The sequence below is a fragment of the Aeribacillus sp. FSL M8-0235 genome, assembly GCF_038000355.1.
Classification (GTDB): domain Bacteria; phylum Bacillota; class Bacilli; order Bacillales; family Aeribacillaceae; genus Aeribacillus; species Aeribacillus composti.
In genome coordinates this window covers 1,207,818-1,234,135 of record NZ_JBBOBW010000001.1, presented here as the reverse complement: position 1 = coordinate 1,234,135, position 26,318 = coordinate 1,207,818, and the positions used below count along the sequence as shown (strand labels likewise).

The following is a 26,318-nucleotide window of genomic DNA, read 5'->3' as shown; positions in this document are numbered from 1 at the left end:
CTTATTTCCGGAATTGTGTGAACATCACAGAATATGGTGATGAGACAAAAAAGATAAATGCGACAAAAAACAAAAGATTTCTATTGGTATAACACAGTCCCTTTCCCATATTATTTTGCCCGGCCTTTTTTACTATAATTCTTGGCTATCCCTCAATAGAATGGAAAATCTTAACTGGTCAATCCAAAAACTTAGTTCTTAATATCCTTTCCCACCAACTCGATGTAGCAATAATTAATAATGGTTTCATATTAGATAATAAAGAGATTATACAAACCACTTTATTTGAAGAGAGAATCGTGTTGATTGGCCCAGTCGATTATAAAAAAGATTGGAAAAGCCTTCAATACTTCATCAAAGAAGCGATTTTTGTGTTACCAGAAAAAGGAATGCCTTTAAGAAACTTAATTGAAAATCAAATCTTTACTCCATTAAATATCTATCCTAAAAAACTGATTGAAGTTAATACAACAGAATTAATAAAAGAATTTGTAAACAATGGAGTTGGGTTTTCTTTTTTACCGCTATCTTCTCTTTGGCAAGAAAATGTCGTTACAATAAATCAAGATTCTCCTAAAATAAAAGATGGAAGAAAATTTAGAATTATCGATTTGGAATTCATTAAACCTACTCAAAAGTTTATTTTCGTAAACCTTCCAACGCATAACAAGTCTATTAACAAAATTTTTAATATTTTACAAAAGGAGATTTATTGTAATGTTAATTTTTATAAGAAGCAACACGAATTCTACGAAAAGATAAAGCTTAAAGACCGCTGTTGATATTATTTTTGATTCGATTGCGGAAATGGTAAGCATCAAGCAGTTTTAAGATGAAGGTACTGTATCGCTGCAAGGGGATGTCTCATGTTTTGAGACATCCCCTTCTTACAATTAGTCAAGAGTTTTTAGTAAAACTATTTGTTTCAGTGGATTTATTTAGGGGGCTGTCCAGAAAGTCAAAATCCACTGAAAACGAAACATCATAAGCATTGATATATCAAAAGGGGCGTCTATAAGACGGAAAATCGACTTATTAGAAGCCCCTAACTAAATAAATTTACGCATGCCAAATAGCCCCCACGATTTTGCTTTTTTTCCTACACAATTACGAAGTTGCTGATTCGATTTCGTAATTGTAGGCGATTATGTAATATTTCCCCCTCATAAACACAAATCTGAGCAGAATTATAGATAACCATATAGCTCTTTCCCCTACTAACATCAAAGGCAATGACACTTTGCATAAACCTTCCTCCATTATTTGTAGAAGCCTTCATATAACCTTAATGATTCCCTTTTCTTATCCACGATCTCATGGATCCAACATATTAAATCTGATTCTTATAAGATCCGTGAAGTAGGCCAGTTTTTTCATTGCGAACCTATCGTTCTTTAGGCTGTCACGACCTTTTCTCCACTTCTACTAAAAAAATAGCAGCACAGACCTTGACTGTGGTCTGTGCTACTAATTTTAATATGTTTTTATTTACATGAAATGAAGTTAAGGATTTCTTCTTTTGTTGGTAAGGATGAAATGGCACCTTTTCCTGTTGTTGTGATCGCACCGCTTGCATTGGCAAAGGTGAGGATTTCTTGATGGTGCTCATTTAATACATCTATTAAGTTATCATGGTTTACTTCTTTTTCGAGTAGTTTATATAAAAAGCCACCGATAAAGGCATCTCCTGCACCTGTAGTATCCTGAACCTCAACTTTGAAACCAGTTGATTCATATTTGGTATTCTTCGTGTAAAGGTCGGCTCCATGAGCTCCTTTTGTGTAAATAACGGCTTTTACATCACCTGTGAATAAGTTTTCAATCGCCTCTTTTTCATTAGTGATTCCTGTGATAAACGCTAATTCTTCATCGGAAATTTTGATGATATGTGCTTTCGGAATAAATTCTAAAATCGTTTGTCGACATTTCTCTGCACTGTTCCATAGTGGAAGGCGAACGTTGGGATCAAAGCTAATGATTCCCCCATTTTCTTTAACAAGTCGAATTGCTTTTTCATGGGCTTTTTTCATTGGGCTTTCGACTAGATCGACGGAGCAAAAATGTAAAATATCTCCTTTAGCAAACCAACTTTCTTCAATTTCATCTTCTGAAAGCAAAAGATCTGCAGAAGGATTGCGATAGAAGGAAAAATCACGTTCACCATCATCGAGCAGTGAAACAAATGCTAATCCTGTATTCGCTTCCTTTGTTCGCTTTATTTTATCTGTTTTCACACCGATTTTTTGTAACTCTTCAATTAAAAAGTCACTAAAGGCATCCATTCCAAGCTTTGTGATTATTGCAGATTCTGCTCCAAATCTCGCAACAGCTGCTGCAACGTTTGCTGGGGCTCCCCCAGGTGCACGTTTAAAAGATTGAACATCCTTTAATGCTTTGCCTTTTTGCATTGGAATAAAATCAATTAACACTTCACCAATTGAAAATAAGCGCCCCATTGTCTACCCCTCCCTTTTAATTCATAGTGGATAAGTTATATTTCGTTGTGTCTAATGTAACTTTTCCGTTTCGTGCAAAGAAGCGAATATCTGTGCTTTCAAGTCTTGGAAAAATTCGGCTCGTAAATACTTCAACGCCGTCATTGATAAAAATTTCGACAGAAGACGTATCAACAAACAGATGAAGCTTTAACGTATCCCCTTCAACGCTGCACGTTCTTGTTGTTCCATATTCTTTAGCTGGAACCTCCCCTGAATGGGTACGGTCTAAGGTCACCTTTTGTTCCTTTCTGTTATAGGAGATGACCGTTTTTTCATCTTTACATGACCGGAATTCAATCCCGACTTCATCTGCTTCCATGTTCGTAAATTCACAAATAAGTTCATACGTCGTCCCATTGAATCCTTCATACATTTTTTTCTCATCATCGAGAATATCTTTCACATTTACCGAATCTTGTCGCAATGTTTCTAGTTCTTTTACAGGACACTGAATAAGCTTTCCATTTTGAACGGTCAACTCTCTCGGTAATGTTAAACAATGAGCCCACCCATCCTTATCAGTTGGATACTCGATTTCGGGAAGACCCATCCACCCAACTAAAAGGCGACGTCCCTTATGGTCAATTGTCGTTTGTGGTGCATAAAAGTCAAATCCACGGTCTAACTCAACAAACTCACCGTGTTCAAAAACTTTTGTCTTTAAATCTAGTGTGTTCCCTAAAAGATAACCAGATTGATAGATATTTTGAAATTGATCTCCCTTTGGCTCTAACCCTTGTGGTGAGAAGATCAGCACACCTTTTCCATCTAGTTCAAAATAATCGGGACATTCCCACATAAATCCAAATTCCTTTAAGTTTGTTTGAACCTCACCTTCAAATGTCCAATTTTTTAAATCAGGTGATGAATAAAGAACAATACAACCTGTTTTGTTTTCCCTCTGTGCCCCGATAACAGCATAAAATGTGTCATTTTCCTTCCAAACTTTCGGATCGCGATAATGATCGGTATAACCTTTTGGAACTTCTTTAATAACCGGCTCTTGTAATTTTTCAATACGTCCATTTTCATTCATTACCGCTAAGCACTGATATGGATGACGAACCCAATTTTCATCTCTTGTATTTCCTGTATACATTAAATGGAGCTTACCGTCATGACAAATAGCACTACCTGAATAAGCTCCGTGAGAATCAAAATAATCGTTCGGCTTAATACCAATTCCGACATTTTGCCAATTGACAAGATCTTTTGATTTTGTGTGATACCAATATTTTAATCCATGAACAGGACCTAGTGGAAACCATTGATAAAACAAGTGATATTCTCCGTTAAAATAAGAAAAACCATTTGGATCATTTAAAAGACCCGTTACTGGTTGAATATGAAATTTCTGACGCCAAATGCTTTTGTTGACTTTTTCTTTTAATGCATTCAATTCTTCTTTTGTCGCTTCTTCGATTCGGCGATACCGTTGTTTTCTCGTCCATTCCATCTTTAAACCTCAAACTCCTTCACGATGTAAACACAGGGCCTGACCTCTTTTTAAGGATCAGACCCCAATATTTAATTTATTAAGATGCTTTTTCTGCTGCTTGTTCTTTTTTCGCTGCACGTTTCGCTAAAATGATGGTTGTTACGAATGCAACGATGAATGAAATAACCATTCCAATTACGTATGGAGCTATGGAATCTGGACGAATTGAAATAATACCTGGTAAACCAGCTGCTCCAAGCGCAACAGCTTTTACTTTAAAGATCGTAATAAATGCGGCTGATACAGCTGCACCTGTAATAGCACCAATAAATGGATAACGTAGCTTCAAGTTAACACCAAACATAGAAGGCTCTGTAATTCCTAAAAGAGCCGAAATACCAGCTGCGGATGCAATACCTTTAATTTTCTTATCATTAATAATCATAAAAACAGCTAATGTTGCTGCACCTTGAGCTACGTTTGACATAGCCGCAACAGGGAAAATAAACGAACCACCTGTTTTAGCAAATTCTGCTAACAATTGTGTTTCAACTGCAATAAAGCTATGATGCATACCTGTAATAACGATTGGGGCATAAACTAAACCGAATAACGCACCACCAATGAGTCCCGTAGTATCATATAACCAAACAAGTCCGTCTGTTAATAAGTTACCTGCAGAACGAGTAATCGGTCCTACTGCTGTAAACGTTAAAATGCCTGTAATAAAAATCGTTAATAATGGCGTTAATAAGTTATCAAGTGCAGACGGAATATATTTGCGTAAGAATTGTTCTGTTTTCGCTAAAATAAAGGATGCTGCTAATACAGGTAATACGGTCCCTTGATAACCGACTTTTTCAATTTCAAATCCGAAAATACTCCAAACTGGAATTTCACCGTTCGCTAAGGCGCTACCATATCCCCAACCATTTAATAAATCAGGGTGAACCATTAACATACCTAAAGTAGCTCCTAAGTACGGGTTACCACCAAAGCGCTGTGTAGCGGAGAAACCAATTAAAATTGGTAAAAAGACAAATGCCGCATTGGCAAATGTATTAATAAGTGCTGCTAAGTCCGCTATTTCTGGATAAGCATCAATGAGGGACCTACCTTCAATAAATAGATCCTTTGCCGTTAATACGTTATTAATCCCCATTAAAAGACCGCCAGCAACAATGGCAGGAATAATCGGAACGAAAATATCAGAAAGTAGCTTCACTAAACGTTGAATTGGATTTAATTTTTTCGCTCCAGCATCTTTCACATCTTTTGTAGACATTTCTTGAAGTCCAGTTAATTTGGTCAATTCTTGATAAACTTTGTTAACTGTACCTGACCCTAAAATAATTTGGAACTGTCCACCCGTTGAAAAAGTTCCTTTTACATCGTCCATTTTGTCAAGCGCTTCTTGATTTATTTTACTTTCATCATTTAAAACTAGACGTAAACGTGTCGCACAGTGAGCTGCAGCAGAAATATTATCTTTTCCACCAAGAGCTTCTAAAATTTCTTTTGCGATTTGATCGTATTTCATAGCTTCCTCCCCCATTTATTTAGTGGAACCGGTTCCATTTTTCGTGATTTAGGAACCGGTTCCAAACTTTATGAAATGGAACCGGTTCCAGTCTGATTATAAGTCATTAGGAATGATGCTGTCAACGCTTTCTCGTTCAATAATTTCATATTTTGATAATGTTCTTTTTGGAACTGACTCCTCATTGACAAGCTTTACAATGTTTTGCGCTGCCATCTTTCCAGCCTCTTTAAAAAACAGTTTTACTGTTGTTAGCCCTGGGTGAATAATTTCCGTCACATCATATCCTCCAAAACCCGTAATAGAAACATCCTTTGGAATGCTCAATCCTTTTAATTGTGCTGCCCTTAAAGCACCAAGAGCAATATTATCCGTTGCACACACAATGCAAGTCGGCTGAAATCCTTCTAGCATTTCTGTTACTCTTTGTTGAGCAGCAAACATATTAAAACCTGTTTCAAAATAACGAACCTCACATCCTTCCGCTTCTGCTATTGCCCTTTTAAATCCTTCCTTTCTTCTTACTCCAACTGCTACATCCTTTTCGGTAACACCTAAGTAAGCAATTTTTCGATGCCCTTTCTCTAATACATATTTTCCAATTGCATAGCCTGCTTCCAAATCATTATGAATCAGACTATGTACATCAGGATGTTCTTGACCAACAAGAAGAATCGGGATATTCACCTTTTCAAATGCCTCTAAATGTACTTGTGTAATTTGAGTAGCAAGTAAAATAATTCCCGCAACTTTTTGACTAGCCAGACTATAAACCGTTTCAATTTCACGTTCAATTTGCTGATTCGTATTGGATATTAATAATTGAAAATTCAACTCTTTTAATTGTTCATCAATCCCAATTAAAGTATGCGATGCTGCATAGGAATCTAATCGCGGAACAATCGTTCCAATAAAATATGTTTTCTTAGCCTTTAAACTTTGTGCAAAAGGATTAGGTGTATATCCTGTTTCTTTAATGGCAAGTTCAATTTTTCTTTTTGTTGCTTCACTAACAGATCCACCATTTAAGTAGCGAGATACAGTGCTTTTGGAAACTCCCGAAATTTTTGCTATATCTGCAATAGTTTTATTCATTCCTAGTCCACCTCAAAAATGAGTTCTCTTTTTTTTATTATAATATTAAACCCATTTTTAATGCATGGGGTAACAAAATAAGCATTCGAGATTTAAAATCCTGTGCTCCGAATAATAAAGCAATCGGTCATTCACCGATTGCTGCAAATTTGATAGGTTACTTCTAGGATCGATTGATTCCTCCACTTTTGCTGGGGATTTAAATCACTTCTGGGATCTTTCCCATCACTTTGGCTAGGGATTCAATCACTTTTAAACGCCATTCCATTACTTTCCCCTAACATTTTTACGCACCTTTCCATCACTTTGGCGGGTGATTCAATAATCAATCTTTTGTTTCCACTACTCGATCGACTCTCAACTTTTGAACATGTAAATGGGTCAATACCCTATTTCTCAAGGATTTATGACTTTTCATCTCGATGATTCCGACTGGGTTCGAACCAGCGACCTCCACTGTCAAGGTGTGAGTGTAGGAAATATCATAAATTAATAACATATAAAAACGTTTATTTAACAACATTTTGATATCATTATGAGCCAATAAAAAATATTATAAATTAAAAAGTTCGCCGTCAAAATGTCGGCAAGATTGTCGGCGTACAATAACCTTCAATCCCCCACTTCTAATTTGAGGTGGGGTGTTGTTGTTAGTATGAGAATAAAACCAAAACTAAAGATAGGATAAAAAAACATTTAATATATTATATGAACTAAGAAATTTAGTTCATATAACAGTAATACTGGTATATAGAAAATCTCATTTTATTTATTTTTCCACTAATAACTCTTTATACAAAATTGGTTTTAATAACATTAATAAATCCAAATCTTCTTCTGGTGTCCTATTTTGCATAATTACTACAGTCTTGTTAGAAGTTTTAGTAAAATCGTAACTTCTTTTTTCAAATGTAATAGAACAGTTTAGGGAACTTAGTTTTCCTGCAGCTTCTAATCTATTATAATCTTCACTTAAGTTAACATGATCACCAAATAAGGCTACACTTTTTAAATTTCCATCAATAAATCCATTCAACCAACCGCCCCATACATTAGTTGAATGTTCAATTACATAGGGAAAATCTACACTAGACCTAGAAACCGAAAAATCATCTGGGTATTGTTTTTGAAGCTTTCTCACAAATCCATTAACACCACCCTTATCCCCTTCAATTAACAGAAGGGAACTTTCAGAATGGTAATAAGCATTCATACTCGTATTTTTAATTACAGAAACACCGATGTCTGCAGCTGCTTCTTTTGTTGTCATGGTTTCCATAGGATCACCTCCTGTTAGGCTGAATCACACTCTCCTATTTGTGCTACTATTTTCATAGAAAGGGGGAATATAGCTAATAAGACTTCTAAATCATATGACTAAAATTCAAGAAAGGTTGTGCAATCATATGTCATTAGATCTATTTTTAAAAATTGCTCCTATAGTAATTTCCTTTATAGCTCTTATAGTTTCGATCATTGTTGCGTGAGGTAACCGGAAAACCCTCCAAGTTGAAATTTCTGAAAATCTAGAAGTCGTTGAAAGTGGTTCTATCTTTTTGATAAATGACAAAGGATTACCTGAACCATATGGAAATGGAATCATTGCAAAAATAGAAGTAGTAAATCCTTCGCCAAAAGATATTGCTTTTTTTGATTTAAGAGCTTTTTATCCAGAAACTAATTTAAATGTCCACCTATTAACGAAACGTACAATGCTCGACAAGTATAGAGATAAAACACTATGGAGAGCCATTGAATCACAAGAAGGTAATGTAAATTTAATGGAATTAACCATACCGGATACAAACTACGGAATTTTTAAGGCAAATTCTTTTACAAGATTCCATATAGTAATGTTTCCTGATCCCGATGCAAAAGAACTCCTCTTGTCATTTAAAGTTGCAATAAAAGCTAAATTTATCAAAGATCAATTTGCGTTAACAGGTCGCAAAAAATTTAAACATTATGGAATGGCATATGACATTAGTTCCTGGACTGAATCGCTACAACAATCGGAACAATCAGAGAAAGAATAGATAAAATCCAACTGATAGTGGTTAAGATGATATGTTTTTCCCTTTCTGTTAGGCTGAGTTTGTTTAACCACACTTTTCGTGCGGTTGTGGATCAAAAAAAATTTCTTGAACTGATTTTTTGTAATAATTTGCTAAACGAATTTTTATTTCGTCTTTAGGAATTCGTTGGCCATTTTTCATACATTTGTAAAGCACTAACACTAATTCCAACTTCTTTTGCCACTTTGTATCTAGGCATACCTCCTCGCAACTTAATTAGTGTTTTACCTATAAGTTTTTTGTTCATTTATACACCACCTTTCGCACATTCTGTGTTGTTTGATTCAAAAATACACCACACATTATGTGTTGTAAACACATTTTGTGTGGAAAATTTAATTTTGACACATTTCGTGTTATTATTCCTTTAGGTGATGATAATGTCTACATTTGGTAGTAGGTTAAGAGCTCTACGAAAAAACAAAGGTCTATCTCAAAAAGAATTTGGTAAAATTTTTAATTTGAGTGAAAGTACTATAGGTATGTACGAAAGAAACGAACGAAAACCAGATTTTGAAATTTTGGATAAGTTTGCAAGTTTTTTTGGAACGACTACTGATTATCTTATTGGGAGAACTGATAATTCAAATCCACCAGAAAAAGATGACATTCCAGAGGAGTTAAACACACTCGCAAAAATCAACCAGCTCATCAAAGAATACGGCATTGAACAAATGGGCTTCTTCGATATTGAGAAATGGAAAAGTCTATCAGAGGAAGAGTTAGAGGAAATCATCAAGCACTTCGAGTGGGTTGTTCATAAAGCAAAAGAAAAGAATAAAGCAGCAAGAGAAGACACCGAAGACTAAAGTAATCATCTTAAGGTGTCTTTATTTTATCTTTCGAAAAGAGACTTGGGTTTAAACGCAGGAGGTTAACAATGGCAAAAAAGTATTATTATGAAGAAACCATTTATAATGACTACCTAGGAAAAGTGAAAACCATTAAGGCCCAAAGTCAATGGGAGTTAGAATTAAAAATTGAAGAACAAATTGCAAAATGGGAGGCAGAAGAAGAGAGAAAGAGAAAAAGAGAAGCCATCCTTGATATGAAAGAAGAAGCTGAGTTCGAAACAGAACTTGCTAAAGAAAAAATCGAACAGTATAAAAATCTCCTCAATCATACTCTTAATTTAGATGACAAGTTAGACTGGGAACAACAAAAGAAAACCGAACCATTTCATCCTTTTGAGTTTAACAAAAAGGATCTTCAATACTTTTTAAAAAAGCATAATGTCCCTAAAAAATCAATTTTTGAATCATTACTCCCTTTTTTAAGGGATAAAAGAGAAAAATTAGAAAAACAAGCACAGGATGAATATAACGACCACCTCGCAGAATATGAAAAAGCCTATAACGATTACTTAATCGAAAAGGAAAAATACGAAAAAGAACAGAACGAGCACAATAAAGAGATTGGTGAATGGCGTAAAAATTTTGAAGCTGGTGACCCTGAAGCCATCGAAAAATACATAAACGTTGTGTTAGAAAATTCCATCTATCCAGAAGAAATTGATAAAGAATATGAAGTTCAATATCGACCGGATTTAAAGACAGTTATCGTCTCTTACAAATTACCTGCGCCTGATGTTATTCCAAAAGCAATCGAGTTTAAATATTCACCAAGTAAAAAACAAATTGTTGCAAAAGAGATGAAAAAGAAGGATTTTGAGGAATTATACGATTCGATAATTTATCAAATTACATTGAGAACTATCCATGAAATTTTCGAATCAGTATATATAGATCATGTGGAGTCGGTTGTCTTTAACGGTTGGGTTGATTATATTGACCAAGCTACTGGACATGACAGTTCATCATGCATTATATCTGTACAAACTTCACGAAAAGAATTTGAAAATATTAATCTTGAACGAGTAGATTATAAAAAATGCATCCAAAATTTAAAAGGGCTTTTTGCAGGAAAACTTGCTTTTTTAACCCCGGTTAAACCAATTTTAGATATTAACAGAGAAGACAACAGATTTGTTGAATCAAAAGATATTCTGTCCAATCTACATTCTAATCAAAACTTAGCAACTATGCATTGGGAAGATTTTGAGCATTTAGTGAGACAGTTATTCGAGAAAATGTTTAACGAAGATGGGGCAGAAGTAAAAGTTACACAAGCAAGCAGAGATGGCGGAGTTGATGCAATTGCTTTCGATCCTGATCCGATAAAAGGTGGAAAATTTGTTATCCAAGCCAAACGCTATAATAATATAGTACCTGTTTCCGCTGTTCGTGACCTTTATGGCACTATGTTGCATGAAGGGGCAACAAAAGGAATTTTAGTAACAACAAGTAATTTCGGCAAAGATGCATTGGAGTTCGTTAAAGATAAGCCAATTACCTTAATCAATGGTCAAGAACTATTATATTTATTTAATAAATACGGTTATAAAAATTTACAAATAATACTTAACAAGCAGTCAACCACTCGAAAGGAAATTTAAAGAATAATTAAGCACCTTGAGTGATTTTTCATAAGGCAAAAGAAAAGAAACCGAAATAACACGCTGTCAAAGGCGTGTATATTTTTGTTTGTCAAATGTCGTTTTTTGTATTGTTTTGTATTCCAAAAGACATTATTACTGATTTTCGAAAAATCTTTTTTAATATTTTTCACAACTTTAAAGGGGGATTCACAATGTCAACTCGTCATAGAAACTTAATAAAAAACATATATATAAAAAAGTTTCGTAAACTCAAAGAAATCAAATTTGATATTGCTGAAAGAATTACTGTAATAGCTGGACACAACGGGATAGGTAAATCATCTATTCTTGGGCTAATAGCCAATGGATCCGAGTTAAAAGGGCATCACAGTTACTTTGACAAAATATTTCAAAGTAAGTTTGAAGAAATTTTTCATTTAGACATTAATTATGACTACACCAAAAATAAAGAGAACAAATATTCAGTTTTGTTAAAATATGAATATAATAAACATGAAATTTATAAACATTGTACTGTAACAAAACATGGGAAGAGACTAAGGGTTGTCCCTAGAAATGTGGATGAAGAAGGGAAACAAATAAAACAAACTATCAGTGATGTTGGTCCAGATGCAAAAGTTCCTATTCCCACTCTCTACATAGGAATGAGCAGAGTAATACCAATCGGTGAGTCAAAGAGAGAACACTATACTCTAACTCAAACTACTATACACGAGGAAGACTTAAAATACCTCATTGAATGTTTTAAGCAAATACTCGGTAATGAGGATTTTAATAAAGAAAGAGTTTCTAAACAAGATTTAAAATATTCAACTAAACGATCCATTGGGCCAGATTTTCAAAATTACTCTTACCAATCAATCTCATTGGGCCAAGATAGTCTAAGTAGCATTTTAACTGCAGTAATTTCATTTAAAAAACTTAAAAGAGAATTGGGAGACCAATATCACGGTGGAATTTTAGTCATAGACGAAGTTGACGCATGTTTACATCCATCAGCACAAAGAAATTTATTAGAAGTACTTGACGCAGCAGCAAAAAAACTCGACTTACAAATTATTTGTACGTCACACTCACTTACTGTTATTCAAGAAGTATTAAGTAAACAAATAAATACTCAACAAAATAAAAATGATCAACGGATATATTACAATGTGGTATATATACAAGATACTATCAGACCACGTATAATGAAAAATCCTTCTTATAAGAAGATAAAAAATGATATGTTTCTTCGTTTAAATTTGTACCAAGATGATAAGCAAGATGTGAAAGTCTATTTTGAAGACGATGAGGCTATATTTTTCTTTAACCAAATCGAAAAAATTGCTTCAGACAAATTAGAAACGGAGGGATTGCGTTTAGAAAAAATAAGTACTCAAATTAGCTGTGACACGTTATCAAAATTACCCAATAAAGACTCCTACTTTCGCAGTGTTATAATAGTGCTAGATGGGGATGTATCAAACAAAGGAATGTATAAGCATATAATAGATGAAAATAAGAATATTTGCACATTACCCGGTAGTGAATCTCCAGAAAAAATAATCCATCTCTATCTAGAAGAGTTGATAAACGATACAGATCATAGATTTTGGGCAGATAATCAAGAAAATATAACTGTTCAACTTGCTAGGGATCATATTCTCAAGAAGCTAAATGAAGAGTTGAATGGCTCAAACGATAAACGAAAAAGAGATATATACAAAAAATGGTTTAATGAATTTAAAAGGATATTCGAAACAACGAACATAATTAGCTATTGGTTAAACGATAATTCTGAAGAAGTTCAAAAATTCATAGACGGTTTCAACAATTCCATGAAATACATTCGAACATTTTATATTCAAAACCACCACTAAAAAACAATGTCCAAAATCAATAACTTATAGTATTATGGCCGTAATGGGGGTGATTATAATACCAGTTACAGATTCTCCATTAAGATATCCTGGTGGCAAAACTCAACTAAAAGGTTTCATTAATGAGTTAATCCAAACAAATTCAATAAAAGACTGTATTTATGTGGAACCTTTTGCTGGTGGAGCAGGAGTGGCAATGTCCTTGCTTCTTAGTGAAAAAGTTCAAGAAGTCATTATAAATGATATTGATTTGTCAATTTATTGTTTTTGGAAATCAATTTTAGAACATACAGACGATTTTATTAAACTACTTGAGGAAACCCCTGTTAATCTAAATGAATGGTATAAGCAAAAGCATATCCAGGAAAATAAGGACAAGTTTAATGTTTTGGAAATTGGTTTTTCAACTTTCTTTCTTAACAGAACAAACAGGTCCGGGATAATAACTGGTGGACCAATTGGTGGTTATTCTCAACAAGGCCAATACAAAATAGATTGCCGCTTTAATAAAAAAAATTTAATAAAAAAAATCCTAAGAATAGCATCATACAAAAAACGTATAACCATAACAAATTATGATGCATCAGTTTTTATTGATAAAGTAATAAAATTTCTTGATAAGGACAAGACCTTTATATTTTTTGACCCACCTTATTATGAACAAGGTAAACATCTTTATACTAACTTTTATACTCATGATGACCATGTACACTTGAGTAAAAAAATTCTTTCGCTAAAGGATTATTATTGGATTACTACTTACGATTTATCAAAAGAAATTATGGAAATTTATAACATAAAAAATCAAAAAATATATCGTCTTAATTACTCAGCAAACAACAAGAGAAAAGCTGCGGAACTGCTTTTTTATAGCAAAAGAATTACTTTACCCAAAACTAATCATATCGAATTAATCTCTAATATCCTACCATCTGAGATTTCATAATCATTTTCACAAAGCCCTTATTTAAGGGTTTTTTCTTTTTATTGCCAAACCAAACATTCGTTCCTATAATACCTCTTAGGAGGGGAACAATATGGAGCTACGCCGCTACTACACAACCGCGTTGGAAGACTGGGTGACCAAGTTTTATACACGACTAAACATCTTTTATCCTTATCAAATCGATCCATCGTTTATTGCTCGGAAGATGAACACTTTCTTGCGTCAAAAGCCTTTTCCATCAACACATCAAGTTGTGGGCCGCTTTCGCTGCATTGTTGTCGACTCCCGACTATCTAAAGAAGAAAAACGCGAAGCATTCTTTCATGAATTATGTCACATATTGAGGCACGTTGGTATACAGAGTATGATGCCGGAGGCTTTTCGAGAGCTGCAAGAACGCGATGCAATTCATTTTACGAAATATGCTGCTATTCCCTTTCACATGTTAAGATTCATTGACTGGCACGAGCCATACATAGTTGAGCATATGTCCAATATGTTTAAGGTAACACCAGAGTTATGTGAAGAACGCTTAACACAGGTTAAAAACCGCATATTAATCAAACAATCGAAATCTGTACCAGCAAATCTATCTTGCGAAAAATCGGTCACATTCTAAAGACAAAATACGATAAATTGTACCCAAAACCATCTGGAAAACGTTTTAACATAACAATATCAGCATCACTCGAAAGGAGTGATACAAATGGCTTCATTCCAGAAATACAAAACAAAAAACGGCGAAAAATAGATGTTTAAAATGGATGTGGGAATTGATCCCGCGACTGGAAAGAGAAAAACAACAACTGCAAAAAGAACTAGACAATTAGTGAAGCAGGCAAACTTATGTATTTTTTCAGTTAATGTAGAAAAACCCTTAGCAGGGCTTTTCTTTTAAACACAAAATAGAAAAAACTGTAAAGATACTTGTCCTATCAAACTTACGTATGGTTAATGGCAGGCTAATAGCATTAGTGAATGATGTTATAGAAATACCTATTGAATGGTTGAAGGAGGATAAAAATAATGGCAAAGGGACAGTTAGACCAATAGGAAATAATAAATGGCAATTAGAAATAGATTTAGGCAGCTATGTGGACCCAAAAACCGGGAAGAAAAAACGAAATCGCAAATATAAAACAATTACCGCAAAAGGACAACGACAAGCAGAGCGAGAACTTGCTAAATTTGTTGCTGAGGTAACCGGAGATGGATACTTTGAACCGGAAAAGATCAATTTTGTTGATTTTGTTCAAAATGAATGGCTTCCGAAGTGCGCCAAAAAACGTTTGTCACATACTACATTAGAGAATTATTTAGAATGTCTAAATAATAGAATAATACCAGCCTTTCAATATTTGAGAATGGATCAAGTAAAACCTAAGCATATTATTGATTTTATCAACAATTTAGAAGAAGAAGGAATGCGGCTTGATGGGAAGGAAGGAACCCTATCAAGTTCTAGGGTATATTATCATTACCGTGTATTGAAAAACATTTTTAATTTTGCTGAAGAAATTCAGATTATCAAAGAAAACCCCGTGAAAAAAATCAAAAAACCGAAAGTTGAATATAAAAAATCGGAAGTATATACAGCTGAAGAAGCTGCTCACTTAATAAAAGTGTTTAGAATCAGAAACACAATCTCCACATTGGCAAATCATTGTGAAACTTGCTATTACAACCGGAATGAGAAGATCTGAATTGTTCGGGCTTGAATTCAAACATTTTGACTATGAAAAACGCATTGTACATGTTGAACAAGCGTTGACATATACAAAAGAAGGAGGTTACCAGGTTCATGAAATTAAAAAAGGGAGCAGATCCGCACGTAAAAGGGATATTGTGATATCTCAATCATTGATCGAACCAATAAAAAAGCTAGAATTACAGCGAAAAAAAGAGCGTCTAGCTGCAAAAGAACTATGGATGGATGGGAAATACAATTTCATTCTCTGTGATGAAACAGGAAAACCGTTTAATCCTAACTCTTTAAAAAATTGGTGGAAACGATTTATCAAACGTCATAAACTTAAATACATTAATATCCACGCTCTTCGACATACGTCGGCAACTTTGCTGATCAATGAAGAGGTGTGCATGCCAAAATTATTTCCGAACGACTTGGGCATGCGGACATCAAAACGACAATGAATATATATGGACATGCTCTAAAACAGGCTGATGAGATGGCAGCTAAAAAATTGGATGAAGCACTGTTTAGTAACAATATAAAGCATTAAAAACAATTAAATTTTTCGATTTCGCCATCAAAGTGTCGGCAAAAATGGTAGGTAGAATCGAGTAGGAGGGAGCGATTAACTCCCGTCCTCTCACACCACCGTACGTACGGTTCCGTATACGGCGGTTCAATTAAGATAATTGACGCAAGTCTTTATAACTTCCGTGAATAGCTGTTCTCTTTATGCCAGTGGTCACTCCACCCTCCAAGAGATCTCCCACGGGATTCACCGCTTCCTCCCTCAAGTGAGGTACTACGTTTTCTGTGTTCATCATGACTCACTGAATGCCAAGGGCTATTCTCTCTTAATTGTTCGGTCCTTCTTAGTTGTTCTAGACCAACTAATACTATGACCTCTGCTGACTTCTGACTGTTCAGCTATCTATCACTAGATAGGTTACCAAGGTTACTTGGCGTGCCAGCCAGACCTCCCCGGGTAAGAGTGTAATCTTTCCTTCCATCCATCTGCTTCATTTACTCTGTATCACCTTCGGCAGAAAGGGCTTTGTTTTGTCTTGCAAACTCACCCAGTGATACCTAGCCTCATATGAAGTTCGTGTTCCTCAGACCGGAAGTTTGCCGCTCGCTTCCTTCAGATTCCGCGTCACCACGGACACCCTTGCGTTAAGCTAACTGCTACTTCTGCCTTCGCAGCTCGGGACTTTCACCCTATAGATTACACCCATGCCGGGCGCACAAGAAGAGCACAAACTTGGTGCGTTTGAGAAGAAGTGGCTCAAATATGATGTGATCATCGTAGATGAACTGGGATATATCCCCTTTTCCAAAACAGGAGCAGAGCTATTATTTCAGTTCTTTTCCAATCGCTATGAACGTGCAAGTGTCATCATTACAACAAATCTTGAATTTGTAGAATGGACGAACATTTTTGGGGATGAAAAGATGACAGCAGCGTTGCTTGATCGGCTCACTCACCGTTCGCACATTCTTCTTCTAAACGGAGAATCTTATCGATTCCGTCAAAGTATGAAACAGAGGGAAAATGGGGAGTGGTAGCCAGGTGCGCGAAGCGTTTGGATGAGTTGCCCCTAGGGGCAACTCATCCAAACACCCACCTTCTCCCATTTATGGGAACTCTGATTCTAAAAGTGGCTCACTTTTGAAGTGATCGCTCTGGCTCAATTTATTATTGACAAAAACACAAGATTTTTGAGGATGATTCCGACTGAGCTCAAACCAGCAACCTCCACCCTGTCAAGGTGGCGCTCTCACTAAAGAAGATGGAGATTTACTACCTTCCGAATTTGAAAAAGACTTTAACATAATTTCTACAATGAAGATTTTAGAGAAATAGAATTCTATGATGAGCCATCGATTGATTGCCGTGTTCTAATTGAAGGCTTTTCTTATGATGAGGAGAAAATTCAAAATTTATAGAGTTTTGCGGTGATCGTTTAAATCAAGAAGCGAACTCAGTTCTTTTACTTTATAACTTTCAATATAATGGAAATGTCAATGAAAAACATCAGTTTAGATTTCTAGGAGCCGTGCAATATAAGTAATTATAAACACCTTGAATGAGTGTTCGACACTCTTTCAAGGTCAGCTTGTCAACCAAGTCTACAAGCTGAGTGGAGAAAAACAACTCGTTTTTCTCCACTGGCTTCATTTTAAGGACTTATCGGACATCCCCGGGTGATGAGTACGCCGCGCAAAATCAACAAACCGAAATTTATCGAGCCGATGTCTCGATTCGGTATACTGAAACAAGCTCGCATCTTCTAAGTAGACAAAATTTTTCACCACTACTACATGCTCGTAGCCGTTTAAATCCATATATTTTTGATCCTCAGCTGTCACTCGGTCGACAAACATTTCTTTTTTCGCAAAGCTAATGCGAAGCTTTAATTCATTTTCGACATATTCATAAATCGAATTTTCACAAATGCCGCGCGTCAATGTTGGAACGAATTTTTGGCAAAGAAAGTCCTTGTCTAAAATAATTTTCTCTTCTTCTATTTCCCTAGCACGAATCACTTTCCAAACTTTTTCCTTATTTTCGGTTTCCAATTGTCTTTTAATATATTCATCAGGCTCGATCAATTCCAGTTCATGTACGATCGTTCTTGCCGGCTTGTTCATTTTTTGCGCCAATTCTTTAAAGCTGACAAGTCCAGAGACAGGAAAATCATATTTTCCTACATCTAACACAATCGAACCTTTTCCTTTTATTTTTTGAATATAGCCATGCTCTGATAAAAGATTGAGCGCTTTGCGAATCGTCTCACGCGCTGTTTGATACCGCTGGGACAATTCATTTTCAGAAGGCAGCTTTTCGTTCGGCTGAAAAATGCCTTTGCGAATATGAAGCAAAAGGTCGTTGTAAATCGCCATAAATTTATTTTCCTTCATAGTCATCACCGAATTGTATAGTATCATTTTGTTAAATGATACACAATCGCTTCATATGGACGCAACATGATTTCTTGTACATGTTCAGAAGAGTCATTATAGTTGGAAAGCAGGATACGGCTTGTATATCCGTTTATATCAAGCTCATTCGGCAAAACAAATTTTGTTTGGCCGCCAAAAAAGTTGGCCACTACTAGAAGCTTTTCACCATCTCCATTGCGCACATAAGCAAAAATTTGCGGATGATCCTCTAACAATAGCTGATAGTTTCCTGTTGTAATAATGTCATAGTTCTTTCGCAATTCAATCAAACGTTTGTAATGATAAAAAATCGATGTTGGATCCTCTAATGCTTTTTTCACATTAATCTCTTTAAAATTCGGCGCGACATGAATCCAAGGAGTCCCAGTTGTAAATCCGGCATGCGGACTGTCGTCCCATTGCATAGGTGTCCGTGAATTATCGCGCGATTTACATTTTAAAATTTCAAGCACCTCTGCTTCTGTTTTTCCTTGCTCAAGCAAAATTTTATACATATTTAATGTTTCCACATCACGGTATTCTTCAATTCGCTCAAACTTCGGGTTGGTCATGCCAATTTCTTCACCTTGGTAAATATATGGTGTTCCTTGCATCATATGAATAACTGTTGCCAGCATCTTCGCCGATTCTTTATGATATGCTCCATCATTGCCATAGCGCGACACAATTCTCGGCTGGTCATGGTTGCACCAGAAGAGCGCATTCCAGCCTCCGCCTTTATTCATCTCCACTTGCCAAGTAGATAAAATTCGTTTTAGAGCCAGAAAATCGAATGGAGCTGCCACCCATTTTTCACCATTTGGGTAGTCTACCTTTAAATGGTGGAAGTTAAACGTCATATTCAATTCGTTCCGTGCTGGATTAGTATATTGAATGCAATGGTCAATGGTGGTCGATGACATCTCACCGACTGTCATAATATCATATTTAGAAAATACTTCCCTATTCATTTCCTGCAAAAACTCATGGATGCGCGGACCGTCTGTATAAAATCGGCGGCCGTCACCCAATGGCAGGGATTCGTCATCATCGAGAAAACGTTGATCTTTCGAAATCAAATTAATGACATCCAAGCGAAAACCGTCGACGCCCTTTTGAAACCAAAAATGCATCATTTCATAAATCGTTTTGCGCAGTTCTTCATTTTCCCAATTTAAGTCCGCCTGAGTGACGTCAAACAAGTGCAAATAATATTGTCCCGTTTGCTCATCATACTCCCAAGCCGATCCGCCAAATTTGGACGTCCAGTTTGTTGGAGGGCTGCCGTCTGGTTTAGGATCCTTCCAAATATAAAAATGGCGGTAGCGGTTTTCTTTTGACGAACGCGCCTGCTGAAACCACTCATGATCGGTCGAGGTATGGTTTACGACCATGTCCATTATCACTTTGATACCGCGCCGATGGGCTTCAGCAAGCAAACGCTCGAAATCCTCCATTGTTCCATAATCTTGATGAATGCTAAAATAATCACTAATATCATAGCCGTTATCTCGCTGCGGCGAAGCATAAATAGGCGTCAGCCAAATGACGTCAATCCCTAATGTCTTTAAATAGTCTAATTTCTCGATAATCCCTTGCAAATCTCCTATTCCATTTCCCGTCGTGTCTTTAAAGCTTTTCGGATAAATTTGATAAACAACGGCTTTTTTCCACCATGGCTGCTTCAATGAATATCACCTCGTTTATAATTTTGAGACTATCGGGAAAAACGATACCATTGGCGGTTATTCACCAATGGTATGAATCTTTGATTATTCATATTTATTATTTAGAACACAGTTCTATTAATTATAATCTTTGCGAATTTTTCCTAACACAAATGTAAGGGCAAATGGCAGCACAATCGCGATCGCCATTCCAATGAAAAACGGCGCCCATTTTTGCTGAACGATTGATAAAAACCCAGGAAGACCGCCAACACCAATAGAAAATGCGATCACTTTATTAAGCGTAATGAACATTCCGCCAATTGCTGCTCCTATCATCGCAGAAATAAATGGATAACGGTAGCGTAAATTCACTCCAAACATGGCCGGTTCCGTGATACCCAAATAAGCTGAAACGGCAGATGTGAATGACAGCCCTTTCAGTTTTTCATCTTTTGCTAAAAACATCATCGCTAACGCCGCCGAACCTTGAGCGATATTAGAAAGAACGAGAATCGGCCATAAAAATGTTCCGCCAGTGTTGGTGATCAGCTGCAAATCAACCGGCAAGAACGTATGATGCATCCCCGTGACAACAAGAGGGGCATATATCGCTCCATATAGAAGCCCGCCAATTGCTGGAACATTATGAAACACTGAAACAAATACACTTGTAATCCCGTTGCCGATTGCAAATGTAATCGGTCCGATCGCAATAAACGCTAAAAAACCGGTAAATAGCAGCGAAAGCGGAGCGACTAACAGCAACTGAAACGCATCGGGAATTCGTTTACGCCAAAACAGCTCTGTTTTCGCCAGCACGTACGATGCCACTAGCACAGGCAATACTTGACCCTGATATCCTACCTTTTGAACATCCAATCCGAACAAATTCCATACAGGAATGTTTCCTTCTTCTTTCGCTGCTCCCCAGCCCCATGCGTTTAACAAATCTGGGTGAACAAGCATTAAGCCTAGCACAATACCAAGCAATGGACTGCCGCCGAATTTCGTTACCGCTGACCAACCGATTAAACCTGGCAGAAAGACGAACGCCGTATTGGCAATTAAGTTAATAATGCTGGCAAGATCGGCCCACTCTTTATGCACTTCCACAAATGATTTGCCTTCATAAAAAATATTTTGGCCTGTCAGGATATTATTAATTCCCATCAACAAACCTGCTGTCACAATCGCCGGCAAAATCGGAATAAAAATATCAGCTAATGTTTTAATCGCACGCTGAAGCGGGTTTAGCTTCGCTTCCGCTGCATCTTTAATCTCTTGCTTTGTCGCGCGGTCAATCCCCGTCAACTCCACCATTTCGTTGTACACTTTATCGACAAGCCCTTGTCCAATCACGACTTGAAATTGACCGTTTGCCGAAAAGGAGCCTTTGACGAGATCAATGCTTTCCAAAGCCTCTTTATCTACTTTTCCCTCATCCTTTAATGCAAATCTTAACCGGGTAACACAATGTGTTGCCGCTACAATATTCTCTTTTCCTCCAACAGACTCAACAATCTTTTCAACTGATTGTTTGCTGATATTCATGATGATCCCCCCGTAATCGTTTACAAAACAAGTGTTATTTTGCTACGACAACCATAAATGAATCCGTTCCTGCCTGCACGCTTTCGAGCGACTTCTTTTCGAGTGATTGAACGGCATCCATATTGGTGATGACAATCGGTGTGATCGTGCTTGCTGCTTTTTCTTTGATCAATGCAAGATCGAATGTCAGTAAACTGTCGCCCGCCTTGACTTTGTCACCGACCTTCACATGTCCAACAAATCCTTCACCGTTCATCATAACGGTGTCTAAACCGATGTGGATCAATAGCTCCAGTCCCGTCTCAGAACGAATACCAATCGCATGCTTCGTATGGAAAAATTGAATAACTTCCCCATTGACCGGCGAAACGACAATTCCGTCTGCAGGATCAATAGCCACTCCATCCCCCATGAGCTTTTGGGAAAATGCTGGATCAGGAACTTGTTCGATCTCGACTATTTTTCCGGTTAAAGGTGCTAAGAGCGTTTCCTCTTTTTTTCGAAACCATTTTTTTAACATTGTGAACTCTCCTTTTAACCGCTTTCAAAACTTGTATATACAAGATGCTTTTATTTTAACCTGTATATACAAGTTCGTCAATAAAAAAGTTGCCCGTATACATCGTCACCACTGAAAAAGTACTTTATTTAATAAAAGAGTTCCTAATTTTGAACTTCCCCCTGTCAAGTTTACAGTGGAAATAATAAAAGTTGCTTTATACGGCTTTGGTCCTATATTCCATAAAGGGCATTTTTATTCGAGACAATATAATCGGTCTCTATTACCTAAATAAGAAAATAATCTAGAAACCTCTTGGTAGTTTTTTCTTAAAATTCCCCTTTTTCATTTCTATTTACCAAAAATTCCTTTATCTGTCTTATAATGAAACAAAAAGCTTTTCCACTTGATGGAATCCATTTCGTTTCAATCGGAGGCATGGATACAGTGAATGTCAACTATATACCTTCAGAATGGGAAAGGACCAAGAAAGGAATCGGCAACCTGATCGGCGTCGGTGTATGGGGAAAAGGCATGATCGACAACTTAAAAGATATCAGCGATCTTTTGGAAGACGCCCAGTCAGACATCGCAAAATATGATAGCGACGGTGTCATCTCTTTTACCCATACCGATCGCAAAAGCCAATATCAAAGCTTATATGAGGATTTTCTTGTCATGCACCGCTTTAGCGGCCGCATCGGAGATATTGTCGACCGCACCATCGATGAGCCGTTTTATCAAGATATCGATGCTTTTGTCGAAGCGATGCGCGACTTATCGATATCAGAGATCAAGACGAAAAACCGCATCGGCGCAAAAGAAACAATCGTTGTTCCAGGAACTTATGGCTCACAGGAGACGATCGAAGTGCCGAAAGCCGAGGTCGGACTGGAAGATTTGTTCAGCGGCAGCAACTACTATGCCAGGCTGATGGAACGGGAATACGCCTCATGGAAAGAACTGAACCCCCGCCAGGACTTTTCGAAAAAAGAATATATACAGACGACATTGAATTCCCATGCTTTTCAGTATGAATCGATTAAAGACGGACAGTTGAACAAAGAATTCTGGGGACAAATTACGGCGCTTGCCGTGATTGTCGGCGCTTCATTCATTTGTCCGCCGGCAGGGATGGCATTGGGTGTGGCTTATGGTACACTGGAATTAAGTTCGACCCTTTCCGGAAAAGACTGGATTTCAGGGAGAAAACTGGGAACAGGCGAAAGAGTATTCCGCAGTGCCCTCGCCCCATTGGATATCGTCCCTGGCGTCAGCGCGCTTTCGAAATTCAGCAGTGCCGCCCGGTTCGCACCTCTTCTAGAAGCAATGGATCCCAAGCTATTTACAAGCTTGAAAGCTGGATTGCACCAGAAATCACAACGTGCCTGCGACCTGGTTGTCCATGCGGAAAACAGCATATTGGCCCGCATCAGGAGTGCCAAGGCATGGACGAAAGAAATGACGCAGCATTTAAAAACCGGTGCAAAAAAAGGTTCGTTGCAAGTCGGTCGGTTCGTAGACAACGCCGCAACAAACTTAAGACACCTCCTGCCAAGCCGGCAAATGGGATTGGCCATAGAAGGGGTTGGGAATGTTAAGGTTCCGCCCGAAAACACCAAAGGATTGGAGAATAAAGTTCGAGCTTATCTAAGTGAGAAGACGGGGGTAAATTTAGGCGGAAGTAAAGCAGGCAACGATGGCGTTGAACTTGGCACTAAGGGTACGGGTAAAACTGTTAAGCTACCAAGCCAAGGGACGGTGGATGCAGGCGTTCCGGGAGCACCAAAAGTAGATGCTGGTAAGCAAGGAAAGCATGTTTTAGGTCATCCTAATAGTATGCCTGGTAAGAAAACTCAATGGCCAGAAGGAGAAGATGGAGTTAAATTGACTCAAGAGGCATGGGTAAAGGGAACTGTAGTTAAGCCAGATGGTAGTGTTAAAATTTATGACTTTCACAAACCAATTGGGGTGAATGGAGAAACTAGAGTAAAAGTTCATATGGATAAAAAAGGAAACATCCATGGTTACCCAGTAAAATAACGGAGGTATATCATGAAACAAAATGTATTAAATACAATTGAACAATTATATCACCATGGTGATTTTGGATATGTTTTATTGAATTATGTCGATACTAATGTTTGGGCTAATAAAATCACTCATGAAATAAAAGGAATAAACGTTGAGAATTTAACAGATTTTAATTATTCAAAATGTTTCACATTATATATTATGCCTTCGATCCATCCTAAGATAAAAATTGGTACGGATGAATTTAGAGCATATATCAGAGAACACACTTATTTAAACGGATTATTGGTTTATATTTCGGCAATTGCTCCATTCGCAGCAATAAAATATGTTAGGTATGAATATGTTGATGGAGAGATTGAAATGCAAGAACAATACCAGCCATTCGATGAAGAAACAGAACGAATCGGCAAAGATATTTTGAAATTATTAGAGAATGAGGGGATAGAAGTTCTTGAAAAAAGCTTATTAGAAATAGAAGTACCTAATATTTCGTTAGAACTTAGAGAGGAAAAGGTAACAGTATTTCATTGCCTATTTGAAGATAGTTATTAAAAAGAAATTATACTTGGATTGGCATTAAGCAAGAGACTTTAATGGTTGTAGATTATTTGAACAACGAAGACAATGAGAGCATTAGTTTTGGAGTTTTTAAAAGATAAAGTAAATTTTAAACTCTATGTGGTGTTATGTCAAGAAAACGGACACGTTAAACAGAGAGAAATAGCTGAATTTAGGCAGCTACTTTTCTCTGTTTAGCGTAATATGCAGCTTCAAATTCACATGGCGATACATAGCCAAGGGCTGAATGGCTTCTTTTGTGGTTGTAGAAGCATTCGATGTACTCAAAAATGGCTTGTTTCGCTTCTTTTCGCGTACGGAATCGATTCAGATAAATACACTCTTTCTTGATGAGGCTATGAAACGACTCTATACAAGCATTGTCGTAACAGTTCCCACGTCTCGACATGCTCACTTGAAAATGATGTTCCTATAAAAGTCGCTGATAGTCATTCGAAGCATACTGGCTTCCACGATCCGAATGATGAATCACTCGTCCCGTTGGTTTTTCGCTGTTTAGAGCCCGTTGTAACGCTTTGATGACTAACTCTTTCGTCATTCGTGTATCAATATACCATCCTACAATCTTACGAGTATATAAATCCATGATACTCGCTAAATACAACCAGCCTTCGTCGGTAGGAATGTACGTAATATCTGCCATCCATATTTCATTCCGAGCCGTTGCTTGGAAGTTCTGTTTCAATAGATTGGCATATACGTTGTAAGGATGGTTACTGTTCGTAGTGGCTTTGAATTTACGGACGGTAATGGATCTCAAGCCTTCTTCGCTCATGATGCGAGCGACCGTCTTTTGAGACACACGAATCCCTTGTTTGCGTAGTTCTTGCGTAATTTTCGGACTGCCGTAAATCTTACGGGACTTTAGATACTCATTTCGAATTTGTTGAGTGAGTTGTTCTTTTCGTTCTTTCTGTTTACTTTTCGCACGCTTGAGCCAGTGATAATACCCACTTCTTGAAACACCGAAAACTTGGCACATCTTCACCATGCGAAATTCATTACGGTGTTGAAAAATGAATGCAAATTACTTCTGGTTTCTGGTGAAGATGCCTAACGCCTTTTTTAGGATCGCTAATTCCTCCTCCAACTCTTGATTGCGACGGCGTAACTCGATGATTTCTTGATTTTGTGGCTTGATGTTGCCTGAACCTACAAAGCTTGTTCCATTGCTTTCTTTGTATTCTTTGACCCAACGATGAAGAGTGTTGTAAGCCAAACCTAGTTCTTTTGCCACTTGGGCGATGGACTTGTCCCCCTCCAAGCATAACTCAACAGCTTGAATCTTGTATTCTTGATCAAATGTTCTCTTTTTCATGATTGAACACCTCGAACCTATTGTAATTAAGTTTATTATAATCTCCCTGTTCTCCGTGTCCAATTTTTAGACTAACATCACGCTTATATCATGCCTGAACGGAAAGTCAGTTGATA

Annotated in this window: 20 protein-coding genes and 4 pseudogenes; 12 read left to right on the top strand and 12 right to left on the bottom strand. The window is 36.9% G+C overall.

Annotation, left to right across the window (positions count from 1 at the left end):
* Positions 1-107 precede the first annotated feature (107 nt).
* Positions 108-782: a LysR family transcriptional regulator substrate-binding protein gene (locus tag NSQ71_RS06105; RefSeq protein WP_340734409.1), complete on the top strand. Its 675-nt coding sequence runs from the start codon at positions 108-110 to the stop codon at positions 780-782.
* A gap of 359 nt (positions 783-1,141) precedes the next feature.
* On the opposite strand, the pseudogene NSQ71_RS18500 reads toward NSQ71_RS06105, so the two are convergent.
* The 6 genes and pseudogenes from NSQ71_RS18500 to NSQ71_RS06080 all read right to left on the bottom strand — a co-directional run.
* A pseudogene (locus NSQ71_RS18500) lies at positions 1,142-1,246 on the bottom strand (transposase); the annotation flags it as partial.
* Positions 1,247-1,484: 238 nt separating this feature from the next.
* Positions 1,485-2,456: a carbohydrate kinase family protein gene (locus NSQ71_RS06100; protein WP_340733353.1), complete on the bottom strand. Its 972-nt coding sequence runs from the start codon at positions 2,454-2,456 to the stop codon at positions 1,485-1,487.
* Positions 2,457-2,472: 16 nt separating this feature from the next.
* Complete coding sequence (locus tag NSQ71_RS06095; RefSeq protein WP_340733351.1) at positions 2,473-3,954, bottom strand: glycoside hydrolase family 32 protein; 1,482 nt, start codon at positions 3,952-3,954, stop codon at positions 2,473-2,475.
* A 79-nt stretch (positions 3,955-4,033) separates the two neighbouring features.
* On the bottom strand, positions 4,034-5,476 hold the full coding sequence (locus NSQ71_RS06090; RefSeq protein WP_063386454.1) for a sucrose-specific PTS transporter subunit IIBC: 1,443 nt from the start codon (positions 5,474-5,476) through the stop codon (positions 4,034-4,036).
* 96 nt (positions 5,477-5,572) lie between these two features.
* Positions 5,573-6,571, bottom strand: coding sequence for a LacI family DNA-binding transcriptional regulator (locus NSQ71_RS06085; protein ID WP_340733349.1), 999 nt, complete (start codon positions 6,569-6,571; stop codon positions 5,573-5,575).
* Positions 6,572-7,340: 769 nt separating this feature from the next.
* Positions 7,341-7,850, bottom strand: a complete 510-nt coding sequence (locus NSQ71_RS06080) for a hypothetical protein (protein WP_340733347.1) — start codon at positions 7,848-7,850, stop codon at positions 7,341-7,343.
* Positions 7,851-8,127: 277 nt separating this feature from the next.
* Between NSQ71_RS06080 and NSQ71_RS06075 the strand changes: the two genes are divergently transcribed.
* Positions 8,128-8,607 carry a hypothetical protein gene (locus tag NSQ71_RS06075; RefSeq protein WP_340733346.1) on the top strand — a complete coding sequence of 160 codons (480 nt, stop codon included), beginning with the start codon at positions 8,128-8,130 and terminating at the stop codon, positions 8,605-8,607.
* 63 nt (positions 8,608-8,670) lie between these two features.
* Here NSQ71_RS06075 and NSQ71_RS06070 read toward each other — a convergent pair.
* Positions 8,671-8,893: pseudogene (locus NSQ71_RS06070) on the bottom strand (helix-turn-helix transcriptional regulator).
* Positions 8,894-9,026: 133 nt separating this feature from the next.
* Here NSQ71_RS06070 and NSQ71_RS06065 point away from each other — a divergent pair.
* The 8 genes and pseudogenes from NSQ71_RS06065 to NSQ71_RS06030 form a co-directional block, all read left to right on the top strand.
* Positions 9,027-9,455 (top strand): helix-turn-helix domain-containing protein, encoded by a 429-nt coding sequence (locus tag NSQ71_RS06065; RefSeq protein ID WP_340733343.1) that lies wholly within the window; start codon positions 9,027-9,029, stop codon positions 9,453-9,455.
* A gap of 71 nt (positions 9,456-9,526) precedes the next feature.
* Positions 9,527-11,101, top strand: a complete 1,575-nt coding sequence (locus NSQ71_RS06060) for a restriction endonuclease (protein WP_340733341.1) — start codon at positions 9,527-9,529, stop codon at positions 11,099-11,101.
* 194 nt (positions 11,102-11,295) lie between these two features.
* Positions 11,296-12,966, top strand: a complete 1,671-nt coding sequence (locus tag NSQ71_RS06055; protein WP_340733339.1) for an AAA family ATPase — start codon at positions 11,296-11,298, stop codon at positions 12,964-12,966.
* Positions 12,967-13,009: 43 nt separating this feature from the next.
* Positions 13,010-13,912, top strand: a complete 903-nt coding sequence (locus tag NSQ71_RS06050; RefSeq protein ID WP_340733338.1) for a DNA adenine methylase — start codon at positions 13,010-13,012, stop codon at positions 13,910-13,912.
* 91 nt (positions 13,913-14,003) lie between these two features.
* The gene (locus NSQ71_RS06045) at positions 14,004-14,531 is read left to right on the top strand and encodes an ImmA/IrrE family metallo-endopeptidase (RefSeq protein ID WP_340733336.1); all 528 of its coding nucleotides are present in this window, start codon (positions 14,004-14,006) and stop codon (positions 14,529-14,531) included.
* A 355-nt stretch (positions 14,532-14,886) separates the two neighbouring features.
* Positions 14,887-15,615, top strand: coding sequence for a hypothetical protein (locus NSQ71_RS06040; protein ID WP_340733334.1), 729 nt, complete (start codon positions 14,887-14,889; stop codon positions 15,613-15,615).
* On the top strand, positions 15,578-16,066 hold the full coding sequence (locus NSQ71_RS06035) for a site-specific integrase (RefSeq protein ID WP_340733332.1): 489 nt from the start codon (positions 15,578-15,580) through the stop codon (positions 16,064-16,066). The genes NSQ71_RS06040 and NSQ71_RS06035 overlap by 38 nt, the downstream gene beginning before the upstream one ends.
* A gap of 781 nt (positions 16,067-16,847) precedes the next feature.
* A pseudogene (locus NSQ71_RS06030) lies at positions 16,848-17,171 on the top strand (ATP-binding protein); the annotation flags it as partial.
* Between the two features lie 609 nt (positions 17,172-17,780).
* On the opposite strand, the gene treR reads toward NSQ71_RS06030, so the two are convergent.
* The 4 genes from treR to NSQ71_RS06010 form a co-directional block, all read right to left on the bottom strand.
* Positions 17,781-18,527, bottom strand: a complete 747-nt coding sequence (gene treR / locus NSQ71_RS06025) for a trehalose operon repressor (RefSeq protein ID WP_340733330.1) — start codon at positions 18,525-18,527, stop codon at positions 17,781-17,783.
* 23 nt (positions 18,528-18,550) lie between these two features.
* Positions 18,551-20,236, bottom strand: coding sequence for an alpha,alpha-phosphotrehalase (treC, locus tag NSQ71_RS06020; RefSeq protein WP_094245396.1), 1,686 nt, complete (start codon positions 20,234-20,236; stop codon positions 18,551-18,553).
* 117 nt (positions 20,237-20,353) lie between these two features.
* Entirely contained in the window at positions 20,354-21,769 is a 1,416-nt protein-coding gene (gene treP, locus NSQ71_RS06015; protein ID WP_340733329.1) for a PTS system trehalose-specific EIIBC component, read from the bottom strand.
* A 34-nt stretch (positions 21,770-21,803) separates the two neighbouring features.
* Positions 21,804-22,289: a PTS sugar transporter subunit IIA gene (locus tag NSQ71_RS06010; protein WP_063386461.1), complete on the bottom strand. Its 486-nt coding sequence runs from the start codon at positions 22,287-22,289 to the stop codon at positions 21,804-21,806.
* Between the two features lie 426 nt (positions 22,290-22,715).
* On the opposite strand from NSQ71_RS06010, the gene NSQ71_RS06005 reads away from it, so the two are divergent.
* Together NSQ71_RS06005 and NSQ71_RS06000 are read left to right on the top strand one after the other, a co-directional pair.
* Positions 22,716-24,311: a hypothetical protein gene (locus tag NSQ71_RS06005; protein ID WP_340733327.1), complete on the top strand. Its 1,596-nt coding sequence runs from the start codon at positions 22,716-22,718 to the stop codon at positions 24,309-24,311.
* Positions 24,312-24,323: 12 nt separating this feature from the next.
* On the top strand, positions 24,324-24,857 hold the full coding sequence (locus tag NSQ71_RS06000; RefSeq protein WP_066249858.1) for a hypothetical protein: 534 nt from the start codon (positions 24,324-24,326) through the stop codon (positions 24,855-24,857).
* Between the two features lie 178 nt (positions 24,858-25,035).
* On the opposite strand, the pseudogene NSQ71_RS05995 reads toward NSQ71_RS06000, so the two are convergent.
* Positions 25,036-26,202, bottom strand: a pseudogene (locus tag NSQ71_RS05995) (IS3 family transposase).
* Between the last annotated feature and the right edge of the window lie 116 nt (positions 26,203-26,318).

Bases quoted from the DNA above. Each gene is read 5' to 3' on its own strand.
- NSQ71_RS06100 (WP_340733353.1), bottom strand. From the start codon at position 2,456: ATGGGGCGCTTATTTTCAATTGGTGAAGTGTTAATTGATTTTATTCCA.
- NSQ71_RS06095 (WP_340733351.1), bottom strand. From the start codon at position 3,954: ATGGAATGGACGAGAAAACAACGGTATCGCCGAATCGAAGAAGCGACA.
- NSQ71_RS06090 (WP_063386454.1), bottom strand. From the start codon at position 5,476: ATGAAATACGATCAAATCGCAAAAGAAATTTTAGAAGCTCTTGGTGGA.
- NSQ71_RS06085 (WP_340733349.1), bottom strand. From the start codon at position 6,571: ATGAATAAAACTATTGCAGATATAGCAAAAATTTCGGGAGTTTCCAAA.
- NSQ71_RS06080 (WP_340733347.1), bottom strand. From the start codon at position 7,850: ATGGAAACCATGACAACAAAAGAAGCAGCTGCAGACATCGGTGTTTCT.
- NSQ71_RS06065 (WP_340733343.1), top strand. From the start codon at position 9,027: ATGTCTACATTTGGTAGTAGGTTAAGAGCTCTACGAAAAAACAAAGGT.
- NSQ71_RS06060 (WP_340733341.1), top strand. From the start codon at position 9,527: ATGGCAAAAAAGTATTATTATGAAGAAACCATTTATAATGACTACCTA.
- NSQ71_RS06055 (WP_340733339.1), top strand. From the start codon at position 11,296: ATGTCAACTCGTCATAGAAACTTAATAAAAAACATATATATAAAAAAG.
- NSQ71_RS06050 (WP_340733338.1), top strand. From the start codon at position 13,010: ATGGGGGTGATTATAATACCAGTTACAGATTCTCCATTAAGATATCCT.
- NSQ71_RS06045 (WP_340733336.1), top strand. From the start codon at position 14,004: ATGGAGCTACGCCGCTACTACACAACCGCGTTGGAAGACTGGGTGACC.
- treR (WP_340733330.1), bottom strand. From the start codon at position 18,527: ATGAAGGAAAATAAATTTATGGCGATTTACAACGACCTTTTGCTTCAT.
- treP (WP_340733329.1), bottom strand. From the start codon at position 21,769: ATGAATATCAGCAAACAATCAGTTGAAAAGATTGTTGAGTCTGTTGGA.
- NSQ71_RS06010 (WP_063386461.1), bottom strand. From the start codon at position 22,289: ATGTTAAAAAAATGGTTTCGAAAAAAAGAGGAAACGCTCTTAGCACCT.
- NSQ71_RS06000 (WP_066249858.1), top strand. From the start codon at position 24,324: ATGAAACAAAATGTATTAAATACAATTGAACAATTATATCACCATGGT.